Origin of the sequence: Sandarakinorhabdus sp. DWP1-3-1, assembly GCF_049896705.1 — a bacterium.
Taxonomy (GTDB): domain Bacteria; phylum Pseudomonadota; class Alphaproteobacteria; order Sphingomonadales; family Sphingomonadaceae; genus Sandarakinorhabdus.
Window position 1 is genome coordinate 380,809 of record NZ_JAFCUV010000002.1, and the last position, 15,464, is coordinate 396,272.

General features: G+C 68.9%; 10 protein-coding genes. 6 read left to right on the plus strand and 4 right to left on the minus strand.

Features of this window, described 5'->3' with window-relative positions; all coding sequences use genetic code 11:
• Positions 1 to 46: 46 nt before the first annotated feature.
• Positions 47 to 2,152, plus strand: a complete 2,106-nt coding sequence (locus ACP7AI_RS11290; protein ID WP_426168322.1) for a TonB-dependent receptor — start codon at positions 47 to 49, stop codon at positions 2,150 to 2,152.
• Here the strand turns inward: ACP7AI_RS11290 and ACP7AI_RS11295 are convergent.
• Genes ACP7AI_RS11295 through ACP7AI_RS11305 form a run of 3 tightly spaced genes read right to left on the minus strand, consistent with a single transcriptional unit; the run spans position 2,142 to position 7,743 of the window.
• A complete protein-coding gene (locus tag ACP7AI_RS11295) occupies positions 2,142 to 3,176 on the minus strand; it encodes a serine hydrolase domain-containing protein (RefSeq protein ID WP_426167370.1) in 1,035 nt (344 codons plus the stop codon). The genes ACP7AI_RS11290 and ACP7AI_RS11295 overlap by 11 nt on opposite strands.
• Complete coding sequence (locus ACP7AI_RS11300) at positions 3,173 to 4,672, minus strand: permease (protein WP_426167372.1); 1,500 nt, start codon at positions 4,670 to 4,672, stop codon at positions 3,173 to 3,175. Before ACP7AI_RS11300 ends, ACP7AI_RS11295 begins: the two co-directional genes overlap by 4 nt.
• Before the next feature lie 41 nt (positions 4,673 to 4,713).
• Complete coding sequence (locus ACP7AI_RS11305) at positions 4,714 to 7,743, minus strand: TonB-dependent receptor plug domain-containing protein (RefSeq protein ID WP_426167374.1); 3,030 nt, start codon at positions 7,741 to 7,743, stop codon at positions 4,714 to 4,716.
• A gap of 289 nt (positions 7,744 to 8,032) precedes the next feature.
• Between ACP7AI_RS11305 and ACP7AI_RS11310 the strand changes: the two genes are divergently transcribed.
• The 3 genes from ACP7AI_RS11310 to dacB are packed head-to-tail and all read left to right on the plus strand — an operon-like array spanning position 8,033 to position 13,541.
• Entirely contained in the window at positions 8,033 to 10,435 is a 2,403-nt protein-coding gene (locus ACP7AI_RS11310; RefSeq protein ID WP_426167376.1) for a penicillin acylase family protein, read from the plus strand.
• Positions 10,432 to 12,012, plus strand: a complete 1,581-nt coding sequence (locus ACP7AI_RS11315) for an N-acyl-D-amino-acid deacylase family protein (RefSeq protein WP_426167378.1) — start codon at positions 10,432 to 10,434, stop codon at positions 12,010 to 12,012. The genes ACP7AI_RS11310 and ACP7AI_RS11315 overlap by 4 nt, the downstream gene beginning before the upstream one ends.
• Positions 12,013 to 12,068: 56 nt before the next feature.
• Positions 12,069 to 13,541 carry a D-alanyl-D-alanine carboxypeptidase/D-alanyl-D-alanine endopeptidase gene (dacB, locus tag ACP7AI_RS11320; RefSeq protein ID WP_426167380.1) on the plus strand — a complete coding sequence of 491 codons (1,473 nt, stop codon included), beginning with the start codon at positions 12,069 to 12,071 and terminating at the stop codon, positions 13,539 to 13,541.
• Positions 13,542 to 13,601: 60 nt separating this feature from the next.
• Here dacB and ACP7AI_RS11325 read toward each other — a convergent pair whose 3' ends face one another.
• The gene (locus tag ACP7AI_RS11325) at positions 13,602 to 13,853 is read right to left on the minus strand and encodes a hypothetical protein (RefSeq protein ID WP_426167382.1); all 252 of its coding nucleotides are present in this window, start codon (positions 13,851 to 13,853) and stop codon (positions 13,602 to 13,604) included.
• A 141-nt stretch (positions 13,854 to 13,994) separates the two neighbouring features.
• Here ACP7AI_RS11325 and ACP7AI_RS11330 point away from each other — a divergent pair, with 141 nt between their 5' ends.
• Together ACP7AI_RS11330 and ACP7AI_RS11335 are read left to right on the plus strand one after the other, a co-directional pair.
• Positions 13,995 to 14,423, plus strand: a complete 429-nt coding sequence (locus ACP7AI_RS11330) for a YsnF/AvaK domain-containing protein (RefSeq protein ID WP_426167384.1) — start codon at positions 13,995 to 13,997, stop codon at positions 14,421 to 14,423.
• Positions 14,424 to 14,425: 2 nt separating this feature from the next.
• Positions 14,426 to 15,364, plus strand: coding sequence for a YsnF/AvaK domain-containing protein (locus ACP7AI_RS11335; protein ID WP_426167386.1), 939 nt, complete (start codon positions 14,426 to 14,428; stop codon positions 15,362 to 15,364).
• Positions 15,365 to 15,464: the final 100 nt, after the last annotated feature.

Here is a 15,464-nt window from a genome sequence, read left to right on the forward strand (position 1 = left end):
CAGATTGTCCCCCTACACGTGCCGCGCTGTCCTGCTTGCCGCCACCATGCTCGGCGCGCCTGCGACTGCCGCCGAGGCCGATCCGGCCGAAATCGTCGTCACCGCGCAAAAGGCCAACGAGACCCAGGTCATCCGCGCCGGTCGCGTCGGCATCCTCGGCGACAAGCCCGCCGGCGATGTGCCGTTCAGCATCAAATCCTATGGCGAGGCGCTGATCCTCAACCAGCAGCCGCAGACGCTCGGCCAGGTGCTGGAAAACGACCCGTCGGTGCGCACTACCTATGGCTTTGGCAACGCCGCCGAACAATTCGTCATCCGGGGCTTCACCCTGTTCGGTGACGATGTCGGCTTCGATGGTCTTTATGGCCTCGCCCCGCGCCAGCTGATTGCGCCCGAGCTCTATGAGCAGGTCCAGGTGCTCAACGGCGCCAGCGCCTTTCTCAACGGCGCAGCCCCCGGTGGCTCGGGCATCGGCGGCAGCGTCAATCTGGTGCCAAAGCGTGCCGGCGACACGCCGTTGACCCGGGTGACGGCAAATTACAGCTCCGGCGCGCATTTCGGCGGCAGTTTCGATGTCGGGCGTCGCTCCGCCGACGGCATGTTCGGCGTCCGCATCAACGGTGCCGGGCGCAGCGGCGATGTCGCGATCGACGATGAATTCCGCAGCGCCTATGTCATCGGCGGCGCCTTCGACGTGCGCGGCGAACGCGCCCGTGTGTCGCTCGATCTCGCCTTCCAGCAGGTCAAGGTGCGCCAACTCCGCCCCAAGGTCACGGTCGCGACCGCCACGATCCCCGCCGTGCCGGCCGCCGACGCCAATTACGGCCAGCCCTGGACCTATTCGACATTGCGCGACGTCTTCGGCGTGGTGCGCGGCGAATATGATCTGGCGGACAACGCCCTGCTCTATGCCGCCTTCGGCGCCCGCGACGGGTCGGAGGATGGTATCTATGGCGGCATCACCGTCACCGATGCCGTCACCGGCGCCGCAGCCGGAAGCGCACTGTTCGTGCCGCGCACCGACAACAACGAGACGGCCCAGGCCGGGCTGCGCGTCAAGCTGAAGGCGGGCGGCATCAGCCACGAGGTCAATATCGGCGCGTCGAAGATCTGGCAGGTCAACCGCAACGCCTATGATTTCCTCGGCGGCTTTGCTGGCTTCGCCACCAATCTCTACAATGCGGCGCCGGTCCCGTTGCCCGGCACCGGCTTTGTCGGTGGCAATCTCGACGAGCCGTTCGCGATCCAGCGCACCAGACTCGGCAGCGTCTTCGTCTCCGACACCATCGGCGCCTTCGACGATCGCGTACTGCTGACCGCCGGCATGCGGCTACAGACGATCGGCATCGACAGTTATTCCTACGCCGATGGCAGCCTCACCGGCGGCTACGACGAATCGGCCGTGACGCCGGTGATCGGCCTCGTCATCAAGCCCGTCGCTGGCGTTTCGCTGTTCGCCAACCGCATCGAGGGCCTGGCGCAGGGCCCGACCGCACCGGTGGACCCGACCATCGTCAACCCCGGCGAGGTTTTCGCCCCCTATCGGTCGACGCAATATGAAGTCGGCGGGAAGGTCAGCTTCGGGCGCTTCAACGCCTCGCTCGCCGCCTTCCAGACCGAACAGCCCAGCGCCTTTGCGGTGCCGGTCGCGCCAGGCAATCTCGCGGCCGGCCAGCGCTTCGGCGTGTTCGGCACCCAGCGCAACCGCGGCCTGGAACTCAGCCTCGACGGCGAGCTTGGTGCCGGCCTGCGCGTCATCGCCGGCGGCTCCATCAACGATGCGAAGCTGCGCAACACCGCCGGCGGCGCCAACGACGGCAATCGCGCCATCGGCGTGCCCGATTACCTGCTCAACGCCAATCTGGAATGGGACCTGCCCTTCCTGCCGGCGCTGACGCTGACCGGGCGCGGTGTCCATACCGGCAAGCAACAGGTCAACGCCGCCAACACCCTCGCCATCCCGTCTTGGACGCGCTTCGATGTCGGCGCGCGCTATGTCGCCATCATCGGGGACATGCCGCTGACGCTGCGGTTCAATGTCGACAATGTCGCCAATCGCCGGTTCTGGGCGTCATCGTTCGACAGCTTCGGCGCCGCACTGCTGCAGGGCGCACCGCGCACCTTCAAGCTGTCGGCGTCGATCATGCTGTAGCTCGGGGCGCACCGCTGTCGAACGCGCCGACGATGCTGTCGCCGGTCGCGGCCCGCAGCGCGACGATACCGCTGTCGGAATGCCGGCTGGGGTGGACGCGGTTGGTCAGCAGCGTCCAGGCCAGGCCCCGGGCGAAATCGATCCACAACCCGGTGCCGGTAAAGCCGGTATGGCCGATGGTGCCCGGCGTGCACGCATCGCCGCCCGACCAGCCCGGGTGGCGCAGTTCCCAGCCACAACTGCGGCTGCCGGCCACCGGCGTGCGGATCGCTGCCAGCATCGCCGGTGACGCACCGCTGCCATCCATGAGGCCGGCGGCGAAATCGAGCACCGCCGTGACGGTACCGAACAGCCCGGCATGGCCGGTGCGGCCACCCAGCGCAAAGCAGTTCTCGTCGTGCACTTCGCCCTTCAGCACCCGGCCGCGCCAGCGGCAGTGCTCGGTGGCGACGGCCGGCCCGGGCGGCGGCCCCCAGCTCAGCCCCGCCGCCAGCGGCCGGGCGTCGAGCGGACCCCCGGTCAGCCTTTCGATGGCGATGCCGAGCAGCAGGAAATTGATGTCGGAATAGACCGGCGGGCCGGCCCGCCATTCGCGTTGCAGGATGAAGGCGCGCAGCCGATCCGGATCGTCGCCATAGGTGTAGATGGGTTCGACCGCCGGCAGATGGGTGCGGTGCGCCAGGCAGTCGCGAAACGTCAGCCGGCGCTCGGCGGCATTGGCGACATCATATTGCCTGAGGTCGGGAATGGCGTCGGTCAGCGGCCGGTCGAGGTCGAGCCGCCCGGCATCCGCAAGGCGCAGGATCATCGTCGTGGTCGCGATGACCTTGCTGAGCGACGCCAGGTCGAACCAGTGCTCGACGGTCAGCGCCTCCGTCACCGGCTCGCGCTGGGCAAGCCCCGCGACCCGCGTTGCGCGGCGGCCGTCGGCGGTGACGACGCCGAGCGTCGCGCCCGGTATCCGGCCTGCCGCGATCGCGGCGGCAGCGGCGGCGAAGCCTCGATCCGCGATGTGTTCGATCACTCCGGCAGCTCCGCGTCCCTGGGGGTGATGCGTCCCAGCAGCGGCAGGAACAGCAACGCCGCGAGGCTGAGCATGCCCGACAGCATGAAGAAATTGCCATAGCCGATGGCTTCGACGATGCCGCCGCCGGCGCCCGACAACAGCCGCGGCAGCATGAAGGCCCAGCCCGACAGAAAGGCATATTGCGCCCCCGGAAAGCGCGGATTGACCAGCATCGACAGGTAGACGACGAAGATCGCCCCGGCCATGCCGTTGCCGAACTGGTCGAGGCCGGTGGCGATGTAGAGCAGCGTCTCGTCGAGCGGCTGCCCCGCCAGCCAGACAAAGCCGAAATTGCCGGCCGCGGCGAACAGTCCGCCGGTGGCCAGCGTCGGCATGATCCGCCAGCGTATGACGAGAACGCCGCCAAGCCCGACCCCGGCCATGCTCGCCGCCAGCGCCACCAGCCCGTCGGCGCGGCCGATGACGCCGAGGCTGTAGCCGAGACCGCGCACCATCGGCTTCGACAGGTTGAGCGCCAGCACGTCCCCCATCCGGTAGAGCGCGATGAAGCCCATCAGCACGATCGCGCCAAAGCCATAGCGCCAGAAGAAATCCACATAGGGCCCGACCACCGCCGATTGTCGCAGCCGCGATTGCGGGCGCGCCCGGCGGATGCGCGGCAGCGCCAGCGCCATCGCGACGAATGGCAGCATGGCAAGGACCAGCACATAGGGCGTCACATTGGCCCGGCCATCGAGGCCGATGCCGGCAGCGATGGCGAGCACGGCCCAGCCGACGACCGCCACCACGGCAGCGGCCGCGCCGATGATGGCGGCGGCGGCAGCAAGGCCGAGCAGCAGCGCCGATATCCTCCCGGCCGCGCCGGGCCGATCGGGCGCCGTGGCGACCAAAATCGGGAAAGGCAGGAAGGCCGCTGCCGCCACGGCGAGATAGGCCGCCGCCCAGCCGGCGCCGTCGGCAATCAGCAACGCGCCGCTGCCGGCCGCGACCATCGCCGATCGATAGCCCCAGATGTTGGCGGCGACGATCGGGCCCTGCAGCTCCTGCGTCGGTGCCAGTTCGATGCGCCACGCATCGGCGGCGATCTCCAGCGTTGTCGTCCAGAACGCCAGCAGCACGGCGAAAAGCGCCGTCAGCACCAACCGGCCGTCGCCGGCGGTCATCGCCATCGCCACCATCGATGCACAGATGCCGAGCTGGGACAACAGGATCCAGCCGCGCCGCTTCCCCCAGAACCGTGCAAAGCCCGGCACGTCGTAGCGATCGAGCAGCGGCGCCCACAGGAACTTCAACGTCGGCAGCAACTGCACCCAGGCAAAGAAGCCGATGACGGCCAGTGCGATGCCATGGGCTTGGAGCCGCAGCGCCAGCACCGTCGAGAACATGTAGAACGGCAGCCCCGCCGAAAACCCCAGCATGGCAAACAGCGCCAGCCGCCGCGGATCGGGCGTGGGCCGGATGGCCACCAGGCCCACTGCACCGACCGCGGTCATCGGGTCAGCCGGTCAGCGACGCGATCGCGCCGACCTGCCGGTCACCGCGTCTGCAGCCGGATGCCGACCCGGAACTGCCGGCCGAGCAGGTCGGAATAGGTGCTGTTCGCAGCGAGGCCGGTTTCGGGCAGCAGGATCGGCCCGCGATCGAAGATGTTGGTGATGTTGAGGAACAGCTGGGCTTCGGAGCTGCCCATCTTGATGTTCTGGGTCAGGTTGAGATCGGCATAGAAGGTGCCGGCGATGCTGTTGTCGTCATAGGTGAAGAAGTTCGGGTCGTTCGCCGGGCAGGCGGTCGAACATTCGATGCCATTGGCGGCATAGCGGCCGGAACTGACGCCGCGGCCCACCGCCGTGATCGAAAAGCTGGGCGTGTCGTAGCTCGCGGTGATGCGGTACAGCCAGGTCGGCGTCGATCCTTGGCCGCCGTTGACGCCGACCGAGTTCAACACGACGGTACCGGGCACGCCGTTATCGAGCAGATTGTCGATATAGCGGGTGGCGATGCCCCGCACCGTGACGCTGGCATCCGACGTTGCAAAGATGCGATTCAGCGGGAAACGATAGCTGGCGTCGATGTCGATGCCGCGGACGAGCTGGTTGGCGGCGTTGAACGGCTGGCTGCGGATGAGCAGATAGGGCTGGCCCGGCGTCGAGCGGATCGGGTCGTTGGTGATCGCATCGCAGAAGCTCTGCTGGTTCTGCAGATAGCAGAGGTCGGCGATCTGCTGGGCGCTGAAGGTGGTGACCGCCTGGTCGAGGTCGATGCGGAAATAATCCACCGACAGGTTGAAGCCCGGCAGGAAGCTTGGCGACAAGACCCCGCCGATGTTCCACGAATCGGCCTTTTCCGGGATCAAATTGGGGTTGCCGCTGACAAAGCCCGAATAGGCATAGGTGGCGGGGCCATTGGCGCCGTTGGCGGTAAAGATCGGGTTGCGGATCGAATCGCTGTTGGCGGTACCGCCGGCGAACAGTTCATTGAGGTTCGGCGCCCGGATATCGCGCGAGCGGGTGACGCGCAGGCGGAAATCGTCGATCGGCTGCCAGGTGGCGCCGGCCTTCCATGTGGTGACATAGCCCGAGGTCGAATAATCGGTGGCGCGGACGGCGCCGTTGAACACGATGCCGAGACCCAGCGGAATGACCGTTTCGAGATAGGCTTCCTTGACGTTGTAGCTGCCGTTGGTCGGCAGATAGTTGCCGACCGACCAGGTGTTGCTGGTGGCGGGGCGGCCATTGGCATCGACGATGGTGATCGGCTGGAACTCTACCGGCACCGAGCCGCGCAGCTTTTCCTCGCGATATTCGGCGCCGACAGCGAAGCTGACATCGCCGGCCCAGGTCGCGAACGGCGTGAACGACAGGTTGGCGGCGGCGTTATACTGTTCGATGATCTGGTCGCGGTACGGATCGCCAAGCGCATAGCCGGCGACGCGCGGATCGACGACGCCGATGCCGAGGCGGTTCAAGGGCACGCAGGCCGGGTCGTTGTTGGCGGGATTGGGGTCCACGTTGACGAGGCACTGGATGGAGCCGGGGGCATAGCCGCCGGTGTTGCCGGCGGGGGCGAACACCGCGGCGGTGGCATTGGCGATGCGGCCGTTGTTCATGATGTTGCGCAGCTGTTCGCGCAGGTCGGCGCGGCCGTACTGGCCATAGATGTTCCAGGTCGCAGCCTTGCCGAACATTTCGGTCTCGCCATCGGCACCGATGGCATAGCGCTGCAGCTCGCGGCGGTTGTCGACGGCGCGGAACGGCAGGTCGACGGCGGTGGTAGCGACGGTGACGCTGGTGATGCCCTGCAAGGCCGCCGGACCGAGCGCGTTGTAGAGGAATGCGTTGCAGGTCAGCGGCGCGGCGGCGGCCGTGGCCGCGGCACCGCAGCCGTTGGCGTTGAGGCTGATGCCCGTCGACAGATTGGGCCCGGCGTTGAAGAAGATCTTCTGCTTGTTGTAGGCGCCCTCGGCATAGACGGTGATGCCGTCGGCGATTTCATAGCTGGCGCGGCCGAAGACGCCGTAGCGGTCGTCCTCGGGATCAAGGCCGATGCGGCGGCCAGAATCATTGACCCGCCAGTCGCCGCCCTGGGTGAGCGTGGGCGCCGCGGCGCCGGTTGCCGACGGGAAGGTCAGCGCGCCGTACTGATACTGGTTGATCGCGCCGCCGACGCCGAAATACAGGCCGCGGAGGCGATTGGCGACGCCGCCCGTCGAGCCGGTGATGAGGCCGCCGGGCGTCGAGTTGGCGGCACCGACCTGGCGGCGAATGAGGTAGCGCGGCGTCGTGCTGGCGGTCGTCCACGCGGGATCCTGGATCCGCACATAGCCGGTGGCGTTCCAGTCGCGATCGACGGTGAGGATGCCGTCGCGATGGGCGATCTCGCCGCTGAGCAGCAGATGCCCGCGGCCGCCGGCGAAGGCGAGCCCGGCGGCAACGCCGAACGAGTAGTTGTAGCCGTCGCCATGGCTGGTGACGCCATTGTCGGCAGTCAGCCGCAGCCCTTCGTATTTCTTGTCGAGCACGAAGTTGACCACGCCGGCGACGGCATCGGAGCCATAGGCCGAGGAGGCGCCGCCGGTGACGACCTCGACGCTTTTGACCAGCGCCTGGGGGATGGTGTTGACGTCGATCAGGCCGTTCGCGGTGGAGGCGACCGAGCGTCGGCCGTCGAGCAGGATCAGCGTGCGTTCGGCGCCGAGGTTGCGCAGGTTGAGCGCATTGATGCCGGCCTGGCCGCTCGACAGGTTGAGCCGCGAGTTCGACGGCCGCGTGGAGCCCGCCAGCGACGGCAGCTGGTTGACGAAATCGGCGATGTTGTTGCTGGGCGAGGTGTTCTGGATATCCTCGAGGCTGAGCACGGTCAGCGGCGTCGGTGCCTCGAAGCCGTCGCGCACGATGCGGGTGCCGGTGACGACCATCTCGTCGGTGCGCGTCGCCTCGGGGGCCGCTGCATCGGCGGTGACGGTCTGCGCCACCGCGGCGGCGGGCAGCATGCTGGCCAGCGCAAGGACGCCAAGGCTGGTCTGCGCAGCCAGACGGGCCTGGTTCCGAATACCGGTCGAATTCATGCTGGTCCCCTTCGCAGGCCCGACGATCGGACCTGCCCTGTTGTCATCCTGTCGTCACCGACGGCCGCTAGGGCTATCGTCGGCGTTCGACAGGTCCCGATCGCATCGTGGCGACGGCGAACGAGCCGCGTCAAGCTGACACATCTCGAAAATTATCCCGGCCGCCGACATTTTCGCCGACCGGTTCGAAACTGCAACACATTGCCCTGCAACCGCATTGCGCCCGGGTCGTCCACCGCATAGCGTTTGCAGGCCGACCAACGTCACCGATCACGACCCTGGAGACCGCATGAAGCTCGACCGCCGCGCCTTTCTCGGCGGCACCGCCGTGCTTGCGGCCACCGCCACCAGCGCCTGCACCGCCGCTGCCCCGCCGCCGCCGCCCACGGCAAAGCCGGATCGCACGACGTCGCTGCGCGGCCCGGCAGCGCCTATCGAGATTGTCGACGATGTCAGGGGCGTCCCGCACATCCGCGCCGCCAGCAAGGCCGACGCGTTTTTCGGCCAGGGCTATGTCACGGCGCGCGACCGGCTGTTCCAGCTCGATCTCGGCCATCGCCGCACCATGGGACGCATGGCGGAGGCCTATGGGCCGCAATTCGTCACCCATGATCATGCCGAACGGATGTTCCATTTTCGCGGCGATCTCGATGCCGAACTGGCCGTAGTGCCGGCCGATATCCGCGCCTGCGCCGCGGCCTATGTCGCCGGCATCAACGCCCGCATCGACGAGGTGATCGCCGATCCGGCGCTGCTGCCGGCCGAATATCGCATCCTTGGCGCGTTGCCGCTGCGCTGGGCGCTGGCAGACCTCGTCCGTGCGCGCGGCGCGGAGACCGGCAATGTCGACGACGAAATCCGCCGCGCCCGCCTTGCCGCCATGGGTCGGCTCGACCTCGACACGCTGGTGGCGCCGCTGCGGCCGGCCTGGACGCTGAAGGTGCCCGATGGCCTCGATGTCGCCGCCATCTCGGAGGACGACCTCGGTATCCTTAACGAAGGGCTGGGCGCCCTGCCGTTCGGCACGACGCCGACACCAGTCCGCGACCGGCCCGACGCGCGCATGCCCGAGGGCGATGACGCCGGCTCCAACGCCTGGACGATCGCGCCGTCGCGGAGCGCCACGGGCCGCGCCATCCTCGCCAATGATCCGCACCTCGGCATCGGCGGCCTGGCGCCGCGCCATGTCGTCCATCTGACGGCGCCCGGCCTCGATGTCATCGGCGGCGCGTCGCCGGGGCTCGCCGGCATCATGCAGGGCCATACCGACCGCTTCGCCTTCGGCCGCACCAACAGCCACAACGACCAGACCGACCTGTTCGTGCTCGCCCTCGATCCCGCCGATCCCGAACGCTATGCCCATGCCGGCGGCTGGAAACGCTTCGACACGGTCGAGGAACTGATCGCCGTCAGGGGCGAGGCGCCGCAGCGCGTGACGATCCGCTATTCGGTGCACGGCCCGGTGCTGCGCCACGACCCGGCGCGCCGCCGCGCCACCGCCATCGCCAGCGTCACCATGCTGCCTGGCGCCATGGACGGCTTCGCGATGATCGCCATCAACCTCGCGCGCGACTGGCAATCTTTGCGCGAAGCCTTCAAGCTGCACCCGTCACCGACCAATTTCCACTATGCCGATATCGACGGCAACCATGGCTGGCAGGTCATCGGCATGGCGCCACTGCGCCGCGGCGGCCAGGACGGCCTGTTGCCGGCCCCGGGCGATGGCCGCTTCGACTGGGGCGGGCGCTTCGGCGCCGAGGCGCTGCCGCGCGAATGCAACCCGGGCAAGGGCTGGTTCGCATCGGCCAACCAGAACAATATCCCCGCCGATTATCCGATGCAGGCGCGCCCGCTCGCCTTCTCCTTCCGCGAACCCTATCGCTACGATCGCATCGTTTCGGTGCTCGCATCGCAGCCCAGGCACAGCCTCGCCGACAGCGCTGCCCTGCAGCAGGACTTCGTTTCCTTGCCGGCGCGGGAACTGGTGGCGCTGCTGCCGACGCGACCGAGCCCCGCCGCCGACATGCTGCGCGGCTGGAATGGCGAGCTCGGCGTCGACAGCGGCCCTGCCGCGCTGTTCCGCATCCTGTGGCGCGACCTCGGCAATCGCCTGCTCGATACCATCGTGCCGGCGGCGGCGCGCGAACTGGTGCCGACCATCGCCGCCGGCGAGCTGTTGCGCCTGTTGCGCAGCCCCGACGCGCGGCTCGGCGCCGATCCGGCGGCGACCCGAGACCACATCTTCGACGCCAGCCTGGCCGCCGCCTGGGCGGAAGCGACCAAGCTGCTCGGCCCCGATCCCGCCGCCTGGCGCTGGGGCGATCTGCACCGGGTCCGCATCGGCCACCCGCTGGCGCGCATCCCGGCGATCGCCGCCGCCTTTCCGCCGGTCGAGGATGGCCGCTCGGGCGGCGACAATTTCACCGTCAATGCCCGCTGGGTGCCGGCCAGGCGTGGCTACAGCGTCATGGGCGGCGCCAGTTACCTGCAGGTCATCGACGTGAGGGCCTGGGACAACAGCCTGTACCTCAACCTGCCCGGCCAGTCGGCGGACCCGAAATCGCCGCACTATCGCGACCAATATGCGCCCTGGGTGGCCGGCACGATGCAGCCGCTGCCGTTCAGCCGTGCCGCCGTCGACGCGGCGGCGCGCACCCGCACCCTGCTGACGCCGGCCCGCCCGCGCCGGTGATCCGCCTGCTGGCCCTGCTGCTGCTGCTTGGTGCCGCCCCGGTGCCGCACGTCGACGTGCTCATCCGCGGCGGCAGCATCCATTCCGGCGGCACCGGCGCGCCGATCATCGGCGATGTGGAGATCCGCGGCGACCGCATCACCTATGTCGGGCCTTCGCGGGGCAGCCGCGCCGCCCGTACCATCGATGCCGCCCGCAAGATCGTCGCGCCGGGCTTCATCGACGCCCATACCCACCCCGACAGCTATATCCGGTCTGCCGACAAGGCCGCTCGCATCAACCTGCCGTGGCTGGCGCAGGGTGTTGCCACCATCGTCATCGGCAATGATGGCTATGGCACGCCCGACGTCGCAAGGGACGCCGCCCGGTTGCGGGCCGGCGGCATCGGCACCAACGTCGTGCCGCTGGTCGGCTTCGGCGCCGTGCGGACCCGTGTGCTGGGCCAGGCCGACCGCGCGCCGACACCGGCCGAGCTCGACGCTGAAAAGGCGCTCGTCTCCCGGGCGATGTGCGAGGGCGCCCATGGCCTGTCGACCGGGCTGTTCTATGCCCCGCAAAGCTTTGCCAAGACGGATGAAGTCATCGCCGTCGCCCGCGAGGCCGGCCGGCGCGGCGGGCTTTATGACACACATCAGCGCGACGAATCGAGCTACAGCATCGGGCTGCTGGCCTCCACCCGCGAGGTCATCCGCATCGGCCGCGAGGCGGCGATGCCGGTCCATATCTCGCATCTGAAGGCGTTGGGCGTCGATGTCCATGGCCAGGCGCCGCAGCTGATCGCCGAAATCGAAGCGGCGCGGCGCAGCGGTGTCGACGTCACCGCCGACCAGTATCCGTGGAACGCCTCGGGATCGAGCCTCGATGCCGCGCTGCTGCCGCGCTGGGCGGTGGACGGCGGCTATCGGGCGTTGCTGGCGCGGCTCGCCGATGCCGCGACATCGGTGCGGATAAGGGCCGAAATGGCGGAGAACCTGCGCCGGCGCGGCGGGGCCGGCAGCCTGCTGCTCACCAGCGCCGGCCAGTCCTGGACCGGCAGGACGCTCGACGCCATGGCAAAGGCCTGGAGGACCGATCCCATCGACGCCGCCATCCGCATCATCCGTACCCCGGCCGCCAGGGGAACCGCGCCTGCCGGTGCCGCCGTCGCGTCCTTCAACATGGCGGATATCGACATCGACCTGATCATGCGCCAGCCCTGGGTCATGACCGGTTCCGACGGCTCCGACGGCCATCCGCGCCAATATGCGACCTTTCCGCGGCTTTATGCCGACTATGTGCAGCGTCGCCATGTCATCGACCTGGCGACGATGATCCGCCGCTCGTCGGGGGCCGTCGCCGATCTCTACCGCCTGCCGCAGCGTGGCTATCTGCGCGCCGGCTACCATGCCGATGTCGTCGTCATCGATCCGGTGCGCTATGCGCCGCGCGCCGACTATGTCCACCCGCGGGTGCCCGCCGCCGGCGTCGACGCGCTGTTCGTCAATGGCGTGCTGGCGCTCGCCGACGGCAAGGCCACCGGCGCCACCGCCGGCCGGGTCCTGCTGCGGCCGCGGCCCGCCGACTGCCCACCGCGTTGACCAGGCCGCGAGAACAGCGCTGGCCTAGCCGCCCGGCGCGCGGCTAGGCTGTACCGATGTCTCCCGCCGCCTTGCCCGTCCTCCTGTTCATCGGCCTGGCGGCGCCAATCGCACCGGTGGCTGCCGAGCCCAGTGCGCCAGCGGCGCTGCAACCGGCCATCGAAGCGTTGCTCGCCACCGGGCCACCTGGCACGCGCTATGGCCTCGTCGTCACCACGCTGGACGGCGAACAGTTGCTCGCCATCGCCCCCGACGGTCGCTTCATTCCGGCGTCGAACACCAAGATCTTCACCACGGCGCTTGCCCATGCCGACATCGCGGCGCTGCAACAGGCGGCCGTCGGCACCGGGGTACGGCTGGAACCGGCCGGCGGCGGTGCGTCCGATGTCGTCATGCACGGCCGCGGCGACCCGATGCTGGCCAGTACGCCCGATTGCGCGACCGACTGCCTGCAGACCCTTGCCGACGCGGTCGCCGCCCGTACCCGGCACGTTCGCGACGTCGTCGGCGACGACAGCTGGTTCCCCGCCGAGCGCTGGGGGCAGGGGATGAGCTGGAACAACATCCAGTCGCGCTATGGCACCGGCATCTCCGCCCTGACCCTCGACGACAATGAAGTGTCGACCACGGTGACGCCCGCAGCCACCGGCAAGACCCCGGTCGTCAGCGGGTCGTCCTACTACAGGATCGACAACCGCATCGTCACGGTCGTCGGCAATGCCGAGGCGATCGTCGCCGAACGCGCCCCCAACAGCGACCTCGTGAGGCTGACCGGCACGCTCGGCAGCACGGCGGCACCGATCACGCTGCGCTTCAGCATCGATGATCCGGCGCATTATGCCGCCTGGCGGATGCGCGCGCTGTTGCTGGCCCGCGGTGTCAAGGTCACTGGCGCCATCGCCACCCGACATCGGCCGATCGCGCCGTCCGACGATCCGGCCGTCCGCGACGGCGCTCCGCCGCCGCGGCCGCCGCTCCCGGAAATGCTGGCGTCGCTGCCGGCACCGCCGCTGGTCGCGGACCTTCGGATCATCAACAAGCAGAGCCAGAATCTCCACGCCGAGCTGCTGCTGCGCCGGGTGGCGCGCCAGGCCGGCAGCGGCTCGGTCGCCGACGGCCGCGCCGCCCTGCAACGGCTTATGGCCACCGCCGGCATCACCGCCACCGGCTTCACCCTTGCCGATGGCTCGGGCATGTCGTCGTACAATCGCATCACGCCGCGCGCGACCGCGGCGCTGCTGGTCTGGATTGCCCGCCAGCCCTGGGGCGATGCCTGGCGCGAGACGTTGCCCATCGCCGGGCAGGACGGCACGCTGCGCAGCCGCTTCAAGGGCACCGCGCTGCAGGGCAAGCTGCTGGCCAAAACCGGATCGCTCAACGCGGCCCGCGCGCTGTCCGGCTATCTGGTGGCGAAAAGCGGTCGCACACTGGCCTTCTCGGGGCTGGCCAACGACATGCCGGACGGCACCGATGGCGACGCCGTTGCCGTTGTCGACCAGGCCCTGCTGGCTGTCGCCAACGCGCTCTAGCGCTGCCGGAACCCGACGCCAACGGCCGAGGCGTGCCACCACGCCCGGCCGCCGCCACCCTCAGTCATCGCGCTCGCGCATGGCCTTCTCGGCCTTGCGGCGCTCCTTCTCGGCCTTTCTGGCGGCCTTGGCGTCGGCTTCTTCCTGCTTGCGAATGGCGCGGCCGCGGTTGCGGTCGGCCTCTTCCTGGCTGGTCGTCATCATGTCGATGCCGGCGCCAGCCACCTGGAACGGCGCCTTGACCACGGCAACCGCCGTGCGGACACAGCCCACACTCGCCAGGGCCAGCGGCAAGACCAGAAATCGCTTCATGTCATGGGATTAGCATGGCGAGGCGCCGCACGGCACGGCTTTTTGCCCGGCCTGACCGCAGCGACACTCGACTGGTCGCATCGCCCGAGCGGTGGCGCGGCCAGGGCGGAACGGCGCCAGGCCCGCGCCGTTTAGCCTGCCATGCCGACGTCGCCGCCCATCGACCGACCCGAACCTGCGGTGATCCCGCTTGTCGAGGAGGAACTGCAGGTCGACAAGCGCGCGGTGGAAACCGGCCGTGTCCGTGTCCATGTCCGCAACGATCATCACGACGTGCGCGTCCGCGAAGAACTGGTGCGCGGCAATGTCGATATCGAACGCGTCACCATCGACCGCCGCATCGATGCGGTCCCCGACATCCAGGACCTCGGCCACACCATCATCATCCCGATCGTCGAGGAAGTCCTGGTCGTCGAAAAGCGCCTGATGCTGCGCGAAGAGATCCACATCCGGCGCCGGGCGCGCGTCGACAGCCACGAGGAAACCGTGACGCTGACTCGCCAGCGCGCCGTGGTCGAACGTGTCGACAGCGGCACCAAACCTGTTTCCCCCAACAGCAAGGATATCTGATCATGCGTACGCTTACCGCGATGTTCGACAGCCGATCGGACGCCGAATCCGCTCGCGATCGGCTGGCGACAGCCGGCATCAGCAACGACGACGTCACCATCCTCGACCAGGGCAGCATCGGCGGCGTCGCCGGGCACGAGACCCATGAGCACCGCAGCATGTGGGAAGATTTCAAGGCGCTGTTCCGCGACGACGAGGACCGCTATGCCGAGGGCCTGCGCCGCGGCGGCTACCTGCTCACCGCCCGCGTCGATGATGCCGAGGTCGATCGCGCCATCGATATCCTCGACGACGAAGGCACGGTCGATCTCGACCAGCGCACCGACGCCTGGCGCAGCGAAGGCTGGACCGGTGGTTCGGCCGCAGGTGTCGCAGGGCTCGGCCGCGACGCCGATCGCGATTTCGACAACCGCGGCGACGGCCTGCTCGGCGGTCGCAGCGAAGTCCGCGACGACCTTCGCGCCGATGCCGGCGACGAAACCCGCATCCCGGTGGTCGAGGAGCAGCTGCGCGTCGACAAGCGCGAGGTCGCGCGCGGCGGGGTCCGCGTCCGGTCCTACATCGTCGAGGAGCCCGTCAGCGAGGATGTTCGCCTGCGCGAGGAGCATGTCAGCGTCGATCGGCGCCCGGTCAGCGGCGACACGCTGCGCGGTGATGCCGGCGACCTGTTCCGCGAACGCACCGTCGAAGTGACCGAAACCGCCGAGGAAGCGGTGATCGACAAGCAGGCGCATGTCCGCGAGGAGGTCGTTGTCAGCAAGACCGTCGACGAGCGGGTCGAGCGGGTCAATGATACCGTCCGCCACACCGAGGTCGATATCGAGCGGCTGGGCGGTGATGAGCGTGCCAATCCTGTCGACGAACGGCGCGATACCGGCCAGACCAGCGCCGATATTCGCGACGCCGACTATCGTGACAATGATCCGATGCGCTCGCGCTGACAATACAGTGTCGGGGGGGGGCGCCGGCGGCCCCCCCCCCCGAGGACGGGCACACACCCCCCCCCCCCCACCCCCCGCCGGAAGGGGGGGGGGGGGGGCA